Source organism: Thalassospira sp. NFXS8, assembly GCF_040148805.1.
GTDB lineage: Bacteria > Pseudomonadota > Alphaproteobacteria > Rhodospirillales > Thalassospiraceae > Thalassospira.
In genome coordinates, this window is sequence record NZ_JAGEMF010000004.1 from 134,362 (window position 1) to 149,235 (window position 14,874).

Genomic DNA, 14,874 nt, shown 5'->3' on the forward strand with positions numbered 1-14,874 from the left:
AATGTATCAGTTGAACTTATCAGTATGGATGCCAATAACAAGCGCATTCACAATCTGTAACATCTGCTAACATCAGGTTACAAAACGTGATTCAGCAGGGCTTTTGCATCGCACCGATTTACGGTAGGAGTGCGGATGTTAATGTGGTTTCGGTTTGGCGGGCCGCGCTTTGATGTCACGATGCGTTCGGGAATAAAGGATTTTAAATGTCTAGATCATTAAGTGTTGTTGTTCTGGCGGCCGGTATGGGAACGCGAATGAAAAGCGCGCAGCCCAAGGTTTTGCACAAGGTCGCAGGCAAGCCAATGGTCAACCACGTGATCGACGCCGCCCGGTTCCTGCATGCAGAGCAAACCCTGATTGTGGTTGGCCCGGATATGGCAGCCCTTGAACAGGCCGTGGCCCCGCATCCGACATTCGAGCAAACAGATCGGCTTGGCACGGCCCATGCCGTTTTGGCGGCGCGTAACGCCCTGGAAAACGCCAGGGGTGATGTGCTGGTGTTATATGGCGATAGCCCGCTTTTTACCCCCGCCACGCTGGAACGCCTGATTGCGGCGCGCAAGGAAGGCCCGCATGCGGTGGCGGTGCTGGGCTTTACCCCCGATGACCCGGCCGGGTATGGTCGACTGGCGACAGACCCGTTCACCGGCGAATTGCAGGCAATTATTGAAGACAAGGAATGCACCGATGCCGAACGCCGGATCGGGTTTTGCAATTCCGGTGTGATGTGCTTTGCTGCCGAGGGCATGGTTGATTTGCTTGATGCAATTAACAACAACAATGCCAAAGGCGAATATTACCTGACCGATGCGGTCGCTGTGGCCCGTGATCAGGGCCGGACCTGTGTTGCCGTGGAAGTAGCGGAAGAAGAAACCCTTGGCGTTAATTCGCGTGCCCAGCTGGCGATTGCCGAACAACTGATGCAAACCCGCCTGCGCAATGCCGCCATGGATAATGGCGCAACGCTGGTGGACCCGGCATCGGTGTTTTTATGTGCCGATACTGAAATTGGCCAGGATGTGGTGATTGAACCCAATGTGGTGTTTGGGCCGGGGGTTAAAATTGGTGACAATGTAACGGTTAAGGCATTTAGCCACCTTGAAGGCTGCATTATTGCCAATAACGCCGATATTGGCCCCTATGCCCGGTTGCGGCCCGGTGCCGACATTGGTGCGGGCGCACGGGTTGGCAATTTTGTTGAAATAAAAAAAGCCACCCTGGAAACCGGCGCGAAGGTTAATCATTTGTCCTATATCGGTGATGCGCGCATTGGGGCTAAGGCCAATATCGGGGCCGGCACCATTACGTGCAATTACGACGGTTTCCAGAAATATAAAACCGACATTGGTGTTGGGGCATTTATCGGCTCCAACACGGCATTGGTTGCGCCGGTAACCGTGGGCGATGGCGCATTTGTTGGCGCGGGCAGCACGTTAAGCGGCGATGTTGCCGCCGATGCGCTGGTGCTGGTGCGTGCGGAACGAACCGAAAAGGCGGGCTGGGCTGCGCGGTTTCGTGAAAAAATGCGTGCTTTGACGGGCAAGGATTAAGGCAGACGGCCTGTTTGCAGGTTCCATTACAATGCCGGTTTTGGCGTTTGATATTTTGTGCAGTCTGGCCCGATGATGGCCGGCGGCAAGGGTAAATTTGGGGAAAGACACAGCATATGTGCGGCATTATCGGCATTATCGGCAAAGACAGTGTAAGTGAACGCATTCTGGAAGGGTTAAAACGCCTGGAATATCGCGGGTATGATTCCGCCGGTATTGCGACCCTGATTAATGGCAATATCGAACGACGCCGCGCCGAAGGCAAACTGGTGAATTTAAGCCAACGTCTTAAGGAACAGCCATTGGGCGGGGATGTTGGCATTGGTCACACCCGCTGGGCAACGCATGGCGTACCCACCGAAAATAACGCGCATCCGCACACCGACGGCAAGGTTGCCGTTGTTCACAATGGCATTATCGAAAATTTCCGCGACCTTAAAGCCGAGCTGACCGCCAGAGGCCGTGTTTTTGAATCCGATACCGATACCGAGGTGATTGTACATTTGGTGTCGGACTTTCTCGATCAGGGTAAATCCCCGCGTGACGCGGTACAGGCAACCTTGCACCGGATTGAAGGGGCCTTTGCCCTTGTGATCGTTGTTGCCGGTCATCACGATGTGATTTTTGGCGCGCGGCGCGGCACACCGCTGGCGGTGGGCCTTGGCGAGGGCGAGATGTATCTGGGGTCCGACGCGATGGCCCTGTCGCACCTGACCAATCGATTGATCTACCTGGAAGAAGGCGACTGGGTGGAAATGACCCGCGATCATGTTCAGGTTCGTGATGAGCATGACAATGATGTCACCCGCGAGATCAAGCTTTCGGCGGTTTCCGGTGCCATGATGGGCAAGGGCAACTATAACCATTTCATGCAAAAGGAAATTTTTGAACAGCCTGCCGTGATCGGCGATACGCTGCATTCCTTTATCAACCCGGCAACCCGCACCATCAAGCTGCCCGATATGCCGTTTAACATTGGCGAGGCCACCCGCTTAACGATTGTTGCCTGTGGGACCTCGTTTTATGCCGGGCTGGTGGCAAAACACTGGATCGAACGCTATGCGGGCCTTGGCGTGGATGTAGATGTTGCATCGGAATTTCGCTATCGCTGCCCGCCGCTTCCCAAGGGCGGCATAGCGTTGTTTATTTCACAATCCGGTGAAACGCTGGATACGTTGGCAGCCCTTCGGTATGCGAAGTCGAAAGGGCAAAAGATTTTATCCATTGTTAACGTCGCCGAAAGCACGATTGCGCGCGAAAGCGACGTTGTGTTGCAAACTTATGCCGGGCCGGAAATTGGCGTGGCATCAACCAAGGCTTTCACAACCCAGCTTACCGTTCTGGCCTGCCTTGCGGTGACCATCGGTCGTGAAAACGGCACGCTCGGCAAGGATGCGGAAGCCGCCATCGTCAATGCCCTGACCGAACTGCCCAAGCAGGCGGCCGAAGTGCTGCATCATGACGAAGAAATTCGCCAACTCGCGCTTAACATCGCGGATGCCCGGGATGTTTTGTATCTGGGGCGCGGCCTTGGTTATCCGATTGCGATGGAAGGGGCGTTAAAGCTTAAGGAAATTTCCTATATCCATGCCGAAGGCTATGCCGCGGGTGAAATGAAACACGGGCCGATTGCCCTGATTGACCAGTCTGTGCCGATTATCGTGATTGCCCCGTCGGACGAGTTGTTTGAAAAAACCGCATCGAACATGCAAGAAGCCGCCGCGCGTGGTGGCCGGGTGATTTTCCTTTCGGATGCGCAAGGTTTGGCAATGGTGGGCGATATGGCATCGGCCACGGTGGAGCTGCCCAAGGTCGCCGATTTTATCGCCCCGATCCTCTATACCATTCCGGTGCAGATGCTGGCCTATCATGTGGCGGTACATAAGGGGACGGATGTGGACCAGCCCCGTAATCTGGCAAAATCGGTGACGGTGGAATAGGTGTTTCGCCCCAACCTGTTTTATTAATTCTAAAAGTTTGATCGCGTTATAGCGCCCCGCAGCCGGTTTGGTTGCGGGGCGCTGCGCTTGTTATAGGGCGTTTTATTCGGGCAAGATGAAATGCCTCGACACCGATGTTTTAGTTAACAGCGGGGAAGTCAACCACAGTGTCGTTGATGCGGTTAAACACATTGGTGAAAGTAATGATGGCGATGGTCAGGCTGATATCAACCAATTGCACATCGCTGTATCCTGCTGCCTTGATTGCATCGAATTCGGCCTGGCTGATGGTGCCGGGGGTGTCTTGCAGGGTGCGAACAAAACGGATCAGTGCATCCCGTTTCGGGTCGTTTGTTGCTTCACCCTGGCGGATGCTTTTCAGGGTTCCCTGGTCGATGCCGCTTAACTTTCCAACCAGGCTGTGTGCGGCAACACAATAATCGCAACCGGCAACTGTGCTGATTTGCAATTTGATAATTTCCTGATCCTGTTTGCTTAGCGTGCTTTTTGCCAAAACGGCATCGGCGGCCAAAACGGATTGTAACGCCTGTGGGTTCAGCGAGCCGATTGCCGCGTAAGCGTTGGGAACAGTGCCAACAGATTTTTTGATCCCGGCAAAAAGATCGGCGGTGGCACCGGTGGCGGATTCAACGGCAGGTACGGAAATGCGTGACATAATGTCGTCTCCTTGATGAAGGGTGTGTGGTGTCTATGTCTGCACTTTACGGGCCGGGGATGAGTTTGTTAATGTCATTAAGTTTCTAAAATATGCTAAATAATCTCAATTTCGGGGTTTGTGGTGATGGATTGGCTTAGTCAGCTGTTTGATTTGATGCCGGTGCGCGGCAGCCTTGATATTCGCTGTTCATTTGGCGCCCCGTGGAATGTGGTTGAAGGGCAGGCGGCCAAAGGCGAAATTCCCTATCATATCATCGTGCAAGGCAAGGCGACGCTCGATGACCCGGCGGGGCGTGAAGTTGTTCGATTATCGGCGGGAGATATTTTGTTACTGCCCGGTGGGGCGGCACATTTCCTTCATGACGGCAGCGGCAAGCCACCGTCGATAATGACGGTTCGTCATGGCATGAATCTTGTGCTCAATGAAAACAGCGGCGCTGGCGATCGCTTGGATATGCTGTGCGGGCGATTTAAAATGGCATCATTTCATGCAAGGGTTTTAGCACGGTATTTGCCTGACAGGCTGATTGTGCGAACGGCAAATATGCCTATCGCGTCGGCACATTCATCCCGGATGGGTGTGGCGGGTGGCGGTGCATTTGATATGCCGTGCGGAACCGGAACAGAAAACCGTTTGACCACCCTGATTAATTTGATGCGGGCCGAAGCGGATAACGCTGCCCTGGGCGGCCGGGCGATGTTAAATGCCTATTCTGCTGCATTGTTCACCCTGGCATTGCGGTTGGTCAGTGAAACTGCAGATGCGCCTGTCGGGATTTTGGCGCTGGCGGGGCATCCGCGTTTGGCACCGGCATTAAATGCCATGCTGGATAATCCCGGAGATGACTGGACATTGCCGCGGCTGGCCCGGCTTTGCAATATGTCACGGGCAACGCTGGTGCGCCATTTTCAGGAATTACTGGGATATTCGGCAACGGATCTGTTGCTGGAAATCAGAATGATGCTGGCGGCGAATAACCTTGCCAATAATGATATGTCGACAGGGACGGTTGCCGATCTTGTTGGCTATCAGTCCGAGGCCGCATTTCAACGTGCCTTTAAAAAACATATGGGAATGACGCCAGCGCAATGGCGTCGTAAAGACAGGGTTTCCCTGACCTGATTATTCAAGGGCAAGATGGCTGCATAAGGCGGGGTGTCGCCGTCATACAAAGCAGGCTGCATGACGCAGAACGGCAATGTTTGTGAACCAAATTTAGCGAAAGATTAAATTTATTTCAAATTTATCAATTATAGGTTGATGGTAATTTTACCGGCCCTTACACTTTTTAATGGAGCTGGCTGGCAGGGGTGCCGCCGGGGACAGGGAGAGAGAGGGCCATGTCATATTGGGGAAGGCTGCGGGCCATTGTGCTTGCGGGGATGGCAAGTTGTATTGCCACAGTTGCCATCGCACAAACATGTGAAACAGCATTGCGCGATACACCAATGGTGCCAACGGATCTGGCACTGTGCCAGTCATTAAGTGATACGGTGCGCCATCCCGGTGCGTTGCCGTTAAACGAATATGAAGCGGCATTATCGCAATTTTTTAATAACTGGTGTCATCGTGATACCCAATCGGGCTGGGTGCGTGACAAATATGTGCGCGATACCGGCCCTTATACGGCGGCGCGCGTCGCCGGGCAAAAAGGTGCCCCGTGGGACGGCACCTATCACGGTACGCATTCGCCGGTCGTGATCTGGTATTCGCCCGATATGGTGTCGTGGCTGGAGAAAAACCGGCCCACCGGCAAAGCCCACCCTGATCCGCAACAAGCCATTCCCGATGGTGCGATTATGGTGAAGGAAATGTATCCTGAACCAGCATCGGCCTGTGCGAAATATGATCCGGACCATCTGTTTCCAACCAGCGGTGCCGCAATTATGGTGCGTGATGCCCAAGGGTCCAAAGATGGCTGGTTTTGGGGCTGGTATGGCTGGCCCGGTGAAGGCTGGGTACCTGATTGGCCCGCAAGTGCCAGCAATGGCCCGCCCAATATGGGGTTTGGGCAATATTGCGTAAATTGCCATGGGTCCGCCCATGATCTGACTTTCGCCGAAGAACGCAATTTACAAGGCCATCCTGGCCAGCCCGAAGTATTTTTATCGCAGGACTTTTTTGCCAATCAGTATCTTGGTGGGGCGGCATCGCTAACCGCAACCTCGGCCCGGACAACAATGGCGACCGGCACCACCCAGATGGCGGCAACCGCCCCCGACGATTTGGGCGATGATATTCATGCGTTGCGCGCCCATATGGAAAAAAAGCCGGTGCCACATGGGCAGCCCCGTATCAAGCCGCTGGAAGATTTGCTGGCCTTTGTCACCAGGGCCGACCGGTTTGGCGCCGTGCCCGAGCATGGCTTTATCATGCCATCGCAAACCTATGACAATGTGTGGATGCCTGCGGCCGGGCCGTCGCCCGAAAGCCAGTATTTAACCAGCGATCAATGCACAGGCTGCCACGATGCGGGCAGTACCGGGTTGCAGTTTGACATGACAATGCCCGACCCGCAAAGCGACAAGCTGCTAAACCTGTCGCCTTATGCAACATGGCGGTCCTCGCCAATGGGCCTTGCCGGGCGGGACCCGATTTTCTTTGCCCAGATGGCCAGTGAAACCCAGACCTTTCATCATGATCAGGCTGATCTGGTGCAAACCACCTGTCTTGGTTGCCATGGTATTTTGGGCCAGCGGCAGTTCCAGATTGATCATGCGGCCGTGAATGACGGCGATTGCGGTGTATTTGATCGCGATATTGTGAATGCGGTGCCTTATCCACCGGGCAATCCGACGGCTTCCCATGCATCCTATGGGGCGCTGGCGCGTGATGGCATTTCGTGCATGGCGTGCCATCAAATGGTGCTGGGCAAGGAAGCGACGAAGAAATATGCCGATGACCCGCAAAATGCCTGTGTGTTGAAACGTCAGGAACAGCTAAACGCTAAAAATACCGGTTTTGGCAAAACCTTTACCGGCAGTTTTCTGGTGGGGCCTGCGGGCAAGTTGTTTGGGCCATTTGACAAACCCAAAACCCACCCGATGGATTATACATTGGGGATAAAACCTGAAAAAGGTGATGCCATTTCAACATCGGAAATGTGCGGCACCTGCCACACCGTACATTTGCCGGTGTTGCATGAAGGCAAAACCATTGCCCATGTTTATGAACAAACGACCTATGCCGAATGGGCATTCAGTTCGTATCGTACTGGCACCACAATTGACGGGCCATTGCCCGGCGGGGCAGGGGATATGCCGCAAACCTGCCAGGATTGCCACATGCCATCACGCGATGCCGGCGGCGAGTTCAAAAGCAAAATCGCCAGCATTCAGGAATATTCAAACTTTCCGGCGGCGGCCAATACCTTTGACCCCAAAGATATCGACCTTGAACCTCGCGAAGGTTTTGCCCGCCATACGCTGGTGGGGTTGAACCTGTTTTTGGTCAAAATGTTCCAGCAGTTCCCCGATATTATGGGGGTTCCAACCGCCGATCCGATGATGAATTCAAAAAAGGCAATTGATCCGCTGGAATTTACGGCACGTGCCATTACCGAACAGGCGGAAAATGACACCGTTACCATCAGCCTTGCTGATGACCCGGTGATTGCCGATGGCAAACTTAGCGCCTCGGTTAAAATCGCCAGCCATACCGGGCATAAATTTCCATCCGGGGTCGGGTTTCGGCGTGCGTTTGTTCAGTTTGAAGTGCTGGATGCCAAAGACAAGGTTTTGTGGGCATCAGGCCGGGTGAACAAAGCCGGTGTTCTGGTCGATCAACATGACAAACCGTTAAAAGGCGAGCTGTGGTGGGATGATAAATGTACCCACCGGATCGAGCCGGAAAAACGCCTGCATCAGCCCCATTTCGAGGTGATCACGTCGCAGGACCAAACCCAGATTTATCAGGAACTGGTCAGCACGCCTCCTTTGGATGGATCGCAGTTTTCCTGTGGTCATAATGTGCGCCCGCAAGGGGAATTGACCACCAGTTTTCTGTCAATCTGTGCTGAGGTAAAAGATAACCGCCTGCCGCCACCGGGTTATCTGGCGCTGGAACAGCGCGAAGCGATTTCAAAGGTGCTGGGTGCTGGAAGCGAACTTGCCGAGGATGCAGGCTTTAGTGCGGTTGGGACCGACCCGGATTATTTGGGACCAACCCAAAGCGGGGGCGATAGCTTGCGTTATGAAGTGAAGTTGGCTGATATTCACGGCAAACCGGCCAAGGTGCAGGCTCGGCTTTATTATCAGGCAACGCCGCCATTTTACCTGCAAGACCGTTTTTGTACGGCCAAGGGTGACGATACTGATCGGCTGGCCTATCTGGCGCAGTATCTGAACCTTGATGATACGGCTGCAGAAAACTGGGCCTTGAAACTGGTGGATACCGGCAAGGTAGAGATTGCCCGCCAGTAAACCGGATGTGAAAAGCATGACAGGGAACCGGTGCTGCATTTACAGCACCGGTTCCCTGCTGTTTATGAAAGGTGCAAGATAAAAATTATTTAAATCATGCATATAGGCCGCGAAAGCGGTTTTCAATCTGTGGGTGGTGGCCTAAAATAGGGGCTGGATGGTTAGGTTTGGAAGTTGGACAGGGCAGGTGAAATGAAATTTGGCGAAGCAATCCGCTCAGGATTTCACAATTACTTCAATTTTCGAGACCGTGCCTCGCGGTCTGCTTTTTGGTGGTGGCAACTATTTGTTCTGTCGGTTTCTATTGTGTTGTCGATTATCGATGGGCAATTTTTTGGCAACCATCGCGATATCGGTTTTCTCGAGGGTATTTTTAACCTGATCACGTTTTTCCCGGGTTTGGCGGTATCTGTGCGCCGCCTGCATGATACTGATCGTTCCGGCTGGTGGGTGCTGATCAGTCTTGTGCCATTGATTGGACTTATTATCCTGATTGTTTGGTGGTGCAAGCCAACCCAGTTGGGCCCAAACCGGTTTGGGCCAATGCCCTATGATTATTTTCGTCAGGACAATGACGGGGATGCTGTTTTTTAGGGGCAGCGCGCCGGGCCCGGAGAGGTTTCATGTGCCGTTACGGTGCTTTTGGAAACCGGCGGAAAATATGACTTTTTTGCGACTTGCTCCATTGGGCTATTGACAATTTTCGACCGTTACCTTAATTGCTGTTAGCACTCACTTGGGGTGAGTGCTAACGTGGGCTCATCCCGGTTAGTGTTTTAAACAATCGAGCCCTAGATTTTTACACGGAGTTGTCGAAAATGAAGTTCCGTCCGTTACATGATCGTGTACTGGTACGTCGTGTCGAATCCGACCAGAAGACTGCTGGTGGCATCATTATTCCCGATACCGCAAAAGAAAAGCCGCAGGAAGGCGAAGTTATCGCTGTTGGCACCGGTATCCGCAAAGACGACGGCTCGCTCGTCGCGCTTGACGTTAAAGCTGGCGACAAGGTTCTGTTCGGCAAATGGTCGGGCACCGAAGTCAAGGTTGATGGCGAAGAGCTGCTGATCATGAAAGAATCCGACATTATGGGTATTCTGGCCTAAATCAGCCCATTTGGGTGATTTTGGTTTGATGTTCATCCGTCTCATAGAGAGGAAAGAATAGAATGGCTAAAGAAGTAAAATTTTCGACAGAAGCACGTGCAAAAATGCTGCGCGGCGTAGACATCCTTGCTGATGCTGTCAAAGTGACCCTTGGCCCGAAAGGCCGTAACGTTGTTATCGAAAAATCCTTTGGCGCACCGCGCGTCACCAAGGACGGCGTTTCTGTTGCCAAGGAAATCGAACTTTCAGACAAGTTCGAAAACATGGGCGCACAGATGCTGCGTGAAGTTGCCTCGAAAACTGCCGACATGGCAGGCGATGGCACCACGACTGCAACCGTTCTGGCACAGGCCATCGTTCGTGAAGGCAACAAATCTGTTGCTGCCGGCATGAACCCGATGGACCTTAAGCGCGGTATCGATCTGGCGTCGGCCAAAGTGATCGAAGCCATCCAGGCCCGTGCACGCAAGGTTTCGGGTAAAGACGAAATCGCACAGGTTGGTAACATTTCGGCTAACGGTGACCGTGAAGTTGGCGATATGATCGCTGAAGCCATGGAAAAAGTTGGCAACGAAGGTGTTATCACCGTCGAAGAAGCCAAAGGCCTGCACACTGAACTTGACGTTGTCGAAGGCATGCAGTTTGACCGTGGTTACCTGTCGCCCTATTTCGTAACCAACCCTGAAAAGATGGTTGCTGAACTGGACGCACCTTACGTCCTGCTGTTCGACAAAAAGGTTTCCTCGCTCCAGCCGATGCTGCCGCTTCTCGAAGCTGTTGTTCAGTCCGGCAAGCCGCTTCTGATCATTGCAGAAGACGTTGAAGGCGAAGCCCTGGCAACCCTGGTTGTCAACAAGCTGCGCGGCGGCCTGAAAATTGCTGCTGTTAAAGCTCCGGGCTTTGGTGATCGTCGTAAAGCCATGCTTGAAGACATCGCCATCCTGACCGGTGGCCAGGTTGTTTCCGAAGATCTCGGCATCAAGCTTGAAAGCGTTACGCTTGACATGCTTGGCACCGCGAAATCGATCACCATCACCAAAGAAGAAACCACCATCGTTGATGGTGCCGGTGAGAAAGCACAGATCGAAGCCCGCGTTGGCCAGATCCGTGCGCAGATCGAAGAAACCACCTCTGATTACGATCGCGAAAAACTGCAGGAACGTCTGGCGAAACTCGCTGGCGGTGTTGCTGTGATCAAGATCGGTGGCGCTTCGGAAATCGAAGTTAAAGAACGTAAAGACCGCGTTGACGATGCCCTGCATGCAACCCGTGCAGCTGTTGAAGAAGGCATTGTTGCTGGTGGTGGTACGGCTCTGCTGTACGCAACCCGTGCGCTTGAAGGTCTTGAAGGTGCAAACCACGACCAGACCATCGGTGTCGACATCGTTCGTCGTGCGCTTCAGGCTCCGGTTCGTCAGATCGCGCAGAATGCCGGTGTTGACGGTGCTGTTGTTGCTGGCAAGCTGCTCGAACAGGATGACGTCGAATTCGGTTTCGACGCCCAGAAAGGCGAATACACCAACCTCGTTAAAGCTGGCATCATCGATCCGGCCAAGGTTGTTCGTACCGCCCTTCAGGATGCCGCATCGGTTGCTGGTCTGCTGATCACCACCGAATGCATGATCGCTGAAAAGCCGGAAGACAAGTCTTCGGGCGGCGGCGCACCCGACATGGGTGGCATGGGCGGTATGGGTGGCATGGGCGGTATGGGCTTCTAAGCCAAACCAACCAAGCGACCTTACAGTTAGGAAGGGGGCCTCGCAGCAATGCGGGGCCCTTTTTCGTTGTGCGAGGCAAAACGAGCGTCGGAATGAAAATTCGATATTGCGTAACAAAAAAATTACATGTAAATTTTTTGTTACGTAAAAGGACGATACCGAATGAATGATGCCGAAAAAATGCTGCTGCAACTACAAGCACTTTCCCATCCGGTGCGGTTGTGGATTGTGGCAGCCTTGACGCGTGAGGGGGCCTTATATGTAAGCCATCTTGCGCGGGAGGCCGGGATCAGCCGCCCCTTGATGAAAATGCATTTGCGCAAGCTGGAAAATGCGGGCCTGGTTGCCAGTGCAACCGGGCAGGCGGACAATGGCAAGATGGCGAATTTTTACCGGGTAACGTCCTTTAATTTGGCATTGTCGCCGGAAACAATTGCACAGGTCGGGCCGCTGCCCGAAACCTTGTTCGCCAGGGGAGACAGTAATGTCTGAAGCGCCACCCTTTGTGATGCTAACCATTTTAATGCTTGTGACTGTTTTGCTGATTTTTGCGATGAAATACGCAGCACAGGCCATGCGTGCGCGCAGTGATGCCGCGCAGGCAGCGCAAGCCAGTGCAGAGCTGATTGCGATACGCGATGAGTTAAAGGGGATGGACGGGCGTTTAACCCGGATTGAATCCCTGTTGCGCGAGGTGGAATAATGCCGGGGCGGATGTTGCGATTTGGGGCAATGGCCGAGGCCACCACATTGCTGGTGCTTTTGTTGATTGCCGTGCCGTTAAAATATGGGTTGGGGCTGGATAATGCCACCCGCATCATGGGTCCCGTACATGGCGTCGCCTTTTTGTTTTTTACCTGGCTGGTGATACGAGCTTATTTCGAGGGGCTGATTGACCAGCGCAATATTGCGCGATTGATGCTTGGGGCGGTGGTGCCCTTTGGTGGTTTTGTGAATGAACGCTGGTTGCGATCCCGCCTGATTGGACGAAAGGCATCTTGATGCTTTATCTGGTGATAAAATCTGCCCATTTGTTGGCGGTAATGACGTGGATTTCCGGAATGGTCGCGGTGGCGCTGTTTTTGATCCGGCCAAGCCCGGCTGCCATAAGTGCCTTTCGACAGTGGGACCAATACGTAACCGCGCCAGCAATGCTGGTGGCGTGGGTTTTGGGGCTAACGCTTGCCTATATGGGGGGCTGGTTTGGGGATGCGTGGCTGTGGGCCAAACTGGTGCTGGTGGTTGTTCTTTCGGGGATGCATGGTGCGCTGGCGGGCCGTTTGCGGCGGGTAAGTGCGACGCGGGCTTTGCCCCGCCATGAGTCATATCGCTGGCTGGGGCTGATGTTTTGTGCGCTTGCCGGGGTCATTTTTCTGGTAATGGCCAAACCGTTCTAACGGATTGTTTCGGCGGGTAAAATTCCATGCCTTTTTGAATTTTACCGATCGTTGATCGCTCAACAAAGAATAAAGCCCGGGGGAATCCGTTTCCCCCGGGCTTTAATTTAGACAAACAGTTTTTTATATGCGCGCGGCTGGCAGCGCAAATACTGGTTTGGTGCCTTGACCGAGGCACCAAGGATGGCTGCCGCATGCCACGGCCAGCGCGGGTCATAAAGAATGCCGCGGGCGAGGGCGATGGCGTCAGCCTGGCCGGTGCCAATGATGGCTTCGGCTTGTTCTGCTTCGGTTATCAGGCCAACGGCGATGGTGGTAAGTCCGGTTTGGGCCTTGATGCGGTCGGCAAAGGGAACCTGATAATTCGGGCCAACCGGAATTTGCTGTGCAGCATGAAGCCCGCCAGATGAAACATGGATAAAGTCACAACCACGTTCCTTAAGAGCCTGTGCCAGAACCAGACTTTGTTCAAGGTCCCAGCCGCCTTCTACCCAGTCGCTGGCGGAAATGCGAATGCCAACCGGTTTATCGGCGCTAAATTCGGCACGGACGGCATCGTAAATTTCCAGCGCAAAGCGCATGCGATTTTCGAGGCTGCCACCATATTCGTCGGTACGCTGATTTGACAGCGGCGACAGGAACTGATGGATTAGATAGCCATGTGCGCCGTGCAGTTCGATTGCGTCAATACCCAGACGATCCGCCCGTTTTGCCGCATCGGCAAAGCGTGTAATGATTTCGGCAATACGCTCCTTGCTCAGGGCTTCGGGCACGGGGTTGCCATCAAGAAACGGAATGGCAGAGGGGGCTGAAACCTGCCAGCCATTTTCATCATTCGGGGCAATGGCATGGCCGCCATCCCAGGGTTTGGCCGTGCTGGCCTTGCGCCCGGCATGGCCCAACTGAATGCCAACTGGCATGTCAGAATTGGCACGGATGGCTTTTAAGGTGCGCGCCAGGGCCTGTTCCGTTTCGTCGTTCCACAGGCCAAGGTCGGCATAGGTGATGCGGCCTTCGGGTTCAACGGCTGTTGCCTCAAGGATCAGCAGGCTGGCTCCCGACAGGGAAAGGTTGCCCAGGTGGATGGTGTGCCAATCGGTCGCTTTGCCATTGTCGGCAGAATACTGGCACATTGGCGCGATGATGATACGGTTATCAAGCGCCAGCTTGCCCAGGGCAAGCGGGGTGAAAAGTTGACTCATGGGATTTTGGTCCAGTTCAAAGGTGGGGGCACGACATATGGCGTGCCTGCATATGGTATGATCCTAGCGTTGGGGCGCGCCAATTGCCAATGTGAATTGTGCAACGCGGAACAGATGCCAAAAAATTCAAAAAAAATGTGTCACGCCCTTGCGACTGTCTAAAGGCGTATTATCTTCTGGTTTGAAAGGGCCATGGTGGCCTTGATCGCGCAAAGGTTGCAGCCTCGCTGGACCAAAAAGCGCAAGAATGCTCGTCTTGTATGGAGAGTTATTATGACCGGTTTTTCACATGTAAACGGTGCTTCCCGTCGCATTGCCAATGTTCCAGCATTTGGTGATCCCTTTGGTGTATTTTCGCGCGATATTGACCGTGTTTTAGGATCGTTCCTTGGCCGCGGCGCGTTACGCCCGACACAGGCGGAAGGGGATGCAGAAGCAACCAAAACCCTTAATCCCCGCATCGATGTTCATGAAAGTGACGACGCAATTGAATTAAGCGCCGAGCTTCCCGGTGTTGAACAGGATGATGTGGATGTTTCCGTTCTTGAAGGTGTTTTAACCGTCAAGGGCGAAAAGAAGTCGACCCGCGAAAGCAATGAAGGTGCCCGTGTTGTCGAGCGCAGCTATGGCAGCTTTACCCGGTCGTTCCGCCTGCCTGAGAATGTTGATGCCGATAATATTTCGGCCACATTCAAGAATGGCGTTCTGACGCTTTCACTGCCAAAAGTTGTGGAGCAAAAGCCGGAGCCACGCAAGATTTCGGTCGCAGGCGCATAATAGAAAATTGATGATGGCATCATAACGAAACGGGCGGGGTTTTCCCCGCCCGTTTTTATTTGTGTGGTGTTGTCGGCTGTT

At 53.6% G+C, this 14,874-nt stretch carries 14 protein-coding genes; 12 read left to right on the forward strand and 2 right to left on the reverse strand.

The window, feature by feature from the left end:
- Positions 1-206 precede the first annotated feature (206 nt).
- Positions 207-1,553, forward strand: a complete 1,347-nt coding sequence (glmU, locus tag J4E05_RS19545) for a bifunctional UDP-N-acetylglucosamine diphosphorylase/glucosamine-1-phosphate N-acetyltransferase GlmU (protein WP_349599160.1) — start codon at positions 207-209, stop codon at positions 1,551-1,553.
- A gap of 116 nt (positions 1,554-1,669) precedes the next feature.
- A complete protein-coding gene (glmS, locus tag J4E05_RS19550; RefSeq protein WP_349599163.1) occupies positions 1,670-3,493 on the forward strand; it encodes a glutamine--fructose-6-phosphate transaminase (isomerizing) in 1,824 nt (607 codons plus the stop codon).
- 139 nt (positions 3,494-3,632) lie between these two features.
- Here the strand turns inward: glmS and J4E05_RS19555 are convergent, their stop codons facing one another.
- Complete coding sequence (locus tag J4E05_RS19555) at positions 3,633-4,169, reverse strand: carboxymuconolactone decarboxylase family protein (protein ID WP_349599166.1); 537 nt, start codon at positions 4,167-4,169, stop codon at positions 3,633-3,635.
- A 126-nt stretch (positions 4,170-4,295) separates the two neighbouring features.
- Here J4E05_RS19555 and J4E05_RS19560 point away from each other — a divergent pair, with 126 nt between their 5' ends.
- The 9 genes from J4E05_RS19560 to J4E05_RS19600 all read left to right on the forward strand — a co-directional run bounded on the left by J4E05_RS19560 (position 4,296) and on the right by J4E05_RS19600 (position 12,814).
- On the forward strand, positions 4,296-5,294 hold the full coding sequence (locus tag J4E05_RS19560; RefSeq protein WP_349599169.1) for a cupin domain-containing protein: 999 nt from the start codon (positions 4,296-4,298) through the stop codon (positions 5,292-5,294).
- 218 nt (positions 5,295-5,512) lie between these two features.
- Positions 5,513-8,593 (forward strand): hypothetical protein, encoded by a 3,081-nt coding sequence (locus J4E05_RS19565; protein ID WP_349599171.1) that lies wholly within the window; start codon positions 5,513-5,515, stop codon positions 8,591-8,593.
- Between the two features lie 192 nt (positions 8,594-8,785).
- Positions 8,786-9,187, forward strand: coding sequence for a DUF805 domain-containing protein (locus J4E05_RS19570; protein WP_349599174.1), 402 nt, complete (start codon positions 8,786-8,788; stop codon positions 9,185-9,187).
- Positions 9,188-9,411: 224 nt separating this feature from the next.
- Positions 9,412-9,699 carry a co-chaperone GroES gene (groES, locus tag J4E05_RS19575; protein ID WP_085589000.1) on the forward strand — a complete coding sequence of 96 codons (288 nt, stop codon included), beginning with the start codon at positions 9,412-9,414 and terminating at the stop codon, positions 9,697-9,699.
- Positions 9,700-9,761: 62 nt separating this feature from the next.
- Positions 9,762-11,417 carry a chaperonin GroEL gene (gene groL, locus J4E05_RS19580; protein WP_085588998.1) on the forward strand — a complete coding sequence of 552 codons (1,656 nt, stop codon included), beginning with the start codon at positions 9,762-9,764 and terminating at the stop codon, positions 11,415-11,417.
- Between the two features lie 162 nt (positions 11,418-11,579).
- Positions 11,580-11,909: an ArsR/SmtB family transcription factor gene (locus J4E05_RS19585; protein WP_349599179.1), complete on the forward strand. Its 330-nt coding sequence runs from the start codon at positions 11,580-11,582 to the stop codon at positions 11,907-11,909.
- A complete protein-coding gene (locus tag J4E05_RS19590; protein WP_349599181.1) occupies positions 11,902-12,120 on the forward strand; it encodes a hypothetical protein in 219 nt (72 codons plus the stop codon). Before J4E05_RS19585 ends, J4E05_RS19590 begins: the two co-directional genes overlap by 8 nt.
- On the forward strand, positions 12,120-12,419 hold the full coding sequence (locus J4E05_RS19595; RefSeq protein ID WP_349599183.1) for a DUF3817 domain-containing protein: 300 nt from the start codon (positions 12,120-12,122) through the stop codon (positions 12,417-12,419). The genes J4E05_RS19590 and J4E05_RS19595 overlap by 1 nt, the downstream gene beginning before the upstream one ends.
- 41 nt (positions 12,420-12,460) lie before the next feature.
- Positions 12,461-12,814, forward strand: coding sequence for a HemJ family protein (locus J4E05_RS19600; RefSeq protein WP_494324088.1), 354 nt, complete (start codon positions 12,461-12,463; stop codon positions 12,812-12,814).
- Between the two features lie 107 nt (positions 12,815-12,921).
- On the opposite strand, the gene J4E05_RS19605 is transcribed toward J4E05_RS19600, so the two are convergent.
- Positions 12,922-14,016 carry an NADH:flavin oxidoreductase/NADH oxidase gene (locus J4E05_RS19605; RefSeq protein ID WP_349599186.1) on the reverse strand — a complete coding sequence of 365 codons (1,095 nt, stop codon included), beginning with the start codon at positions 14,014-14,016 and terminating at the stop codon, positions 12,922-12,924.
- Positions 14,017-14,289: 273 nt separating this feature from the next.
- Here J4E05_RS19605 and J4E05_RS19610 point away from each other — a divergent pair, with 273 nt between their 5' ends.
- A complete protein-coding gene (locus J4E05_RS19610) occupies positions 14,290-14,793 on the forward strand; it encodes an Hsp20/alpha crystallin family protein (protein WP_349599188.1) in 504 nt (167 codons plus the stop codon).
- The last annotated feature ends 81 nt before the right edge of the window (positions 14,794-14,874 follow it).

Coding starts and splice junctions, on each gene's coding strand:
- J4E05_RS19595 (WP_349599183.1), top strand. CDS start 12,120: ATGCCGGGGCGGATGTTGCGATTTGGGGCAATGGCCGAGGCCACCACA.
- J4E05_RS19570 (WP_349599174.1), top strand. CDS start 8,786: ATGAAATTTGGCGAAGCAATCCGCTCAGGATTTCACAATTACTTCAAT.
- glmS (WP_349599163.1), top strand. CDS start 1,670: ATGTGCGGCATTATCGGCATTATCGGCAAAGACAGTGTAAGTGAACGC.
- J4E05_RS19610 (WP_349599188.1), top strand. CDS start 14,290: ATGACCGGTTTTTCACATGTAAACGGTGCTTCCCGTCGCATTGCCAAT.
- groL (WP_085588998.1), top strand. CDS start 9,762: ATGGCTAAAGAAGTAAAATTTTCGACAGAAGCACGTGCAAAAATGCTG.
- J4E05_RS19600 (WP_494324088.1), top strand. CDS start 12,461: ATGACGTGGATTTCCGGAATGGTCGCGGTGGCGCTGTTTTTGATCCGG.
- groES (WP_085589000.1), top strand. CDS start 9,412: ATGAAGTTCCGTCCGTTACATGATCGTGTACTGGTACGTCGTGTCGAA.
- J4E05_RS19590 (WP_349599181.1), top strand. CDS start 11,902: ATGTCTGAAGCGCCACCCTTTGTGATGCTAACCATTTTAATGCTTGTG.
- J4E05_RS19565 (WP_349599171.1), top strand. CDS start 5,513: ATGTCATATTGGGGAAGGCTGCGGGCCATTGTGCTTGCGGGGATGGCA.
- J4E05_RS19555 (WP_349599166.1), bottom strand. CDS start 4,169: ATGTCACGCATTTCCGTACCTGCCGTTGAATCCGCCACCGGTGCCACC.
- J4E05_RS19560 (WP_349599169.1), top strand. CDS start 4,296: ATGGATTGGCTTAGTCAGCTGTTTGATTTGATGCCGGTGCGCGGCAGC.
- J4E05_RS19605 (WP_349599186.1), bottom strand. CDS start 14,016: ATGAGTCAACTTTTCACCCCGCTTGCCCTGGGCAAGCTGGCGCTTGAT.
- glmU (WP_349599160.1), top strand. CDS start 207: ATGTCTAGATCATTAAGTGTTGTTGTTCTGGCGGCCGGTATGGGAACG.
- J4E05_RS19585 (WP_349599179.1), top strand. CDS start 11,580: ATGAATGATGCCGAAAAAATGCTGCTGCAACTACAAGCACTTTCCCAT.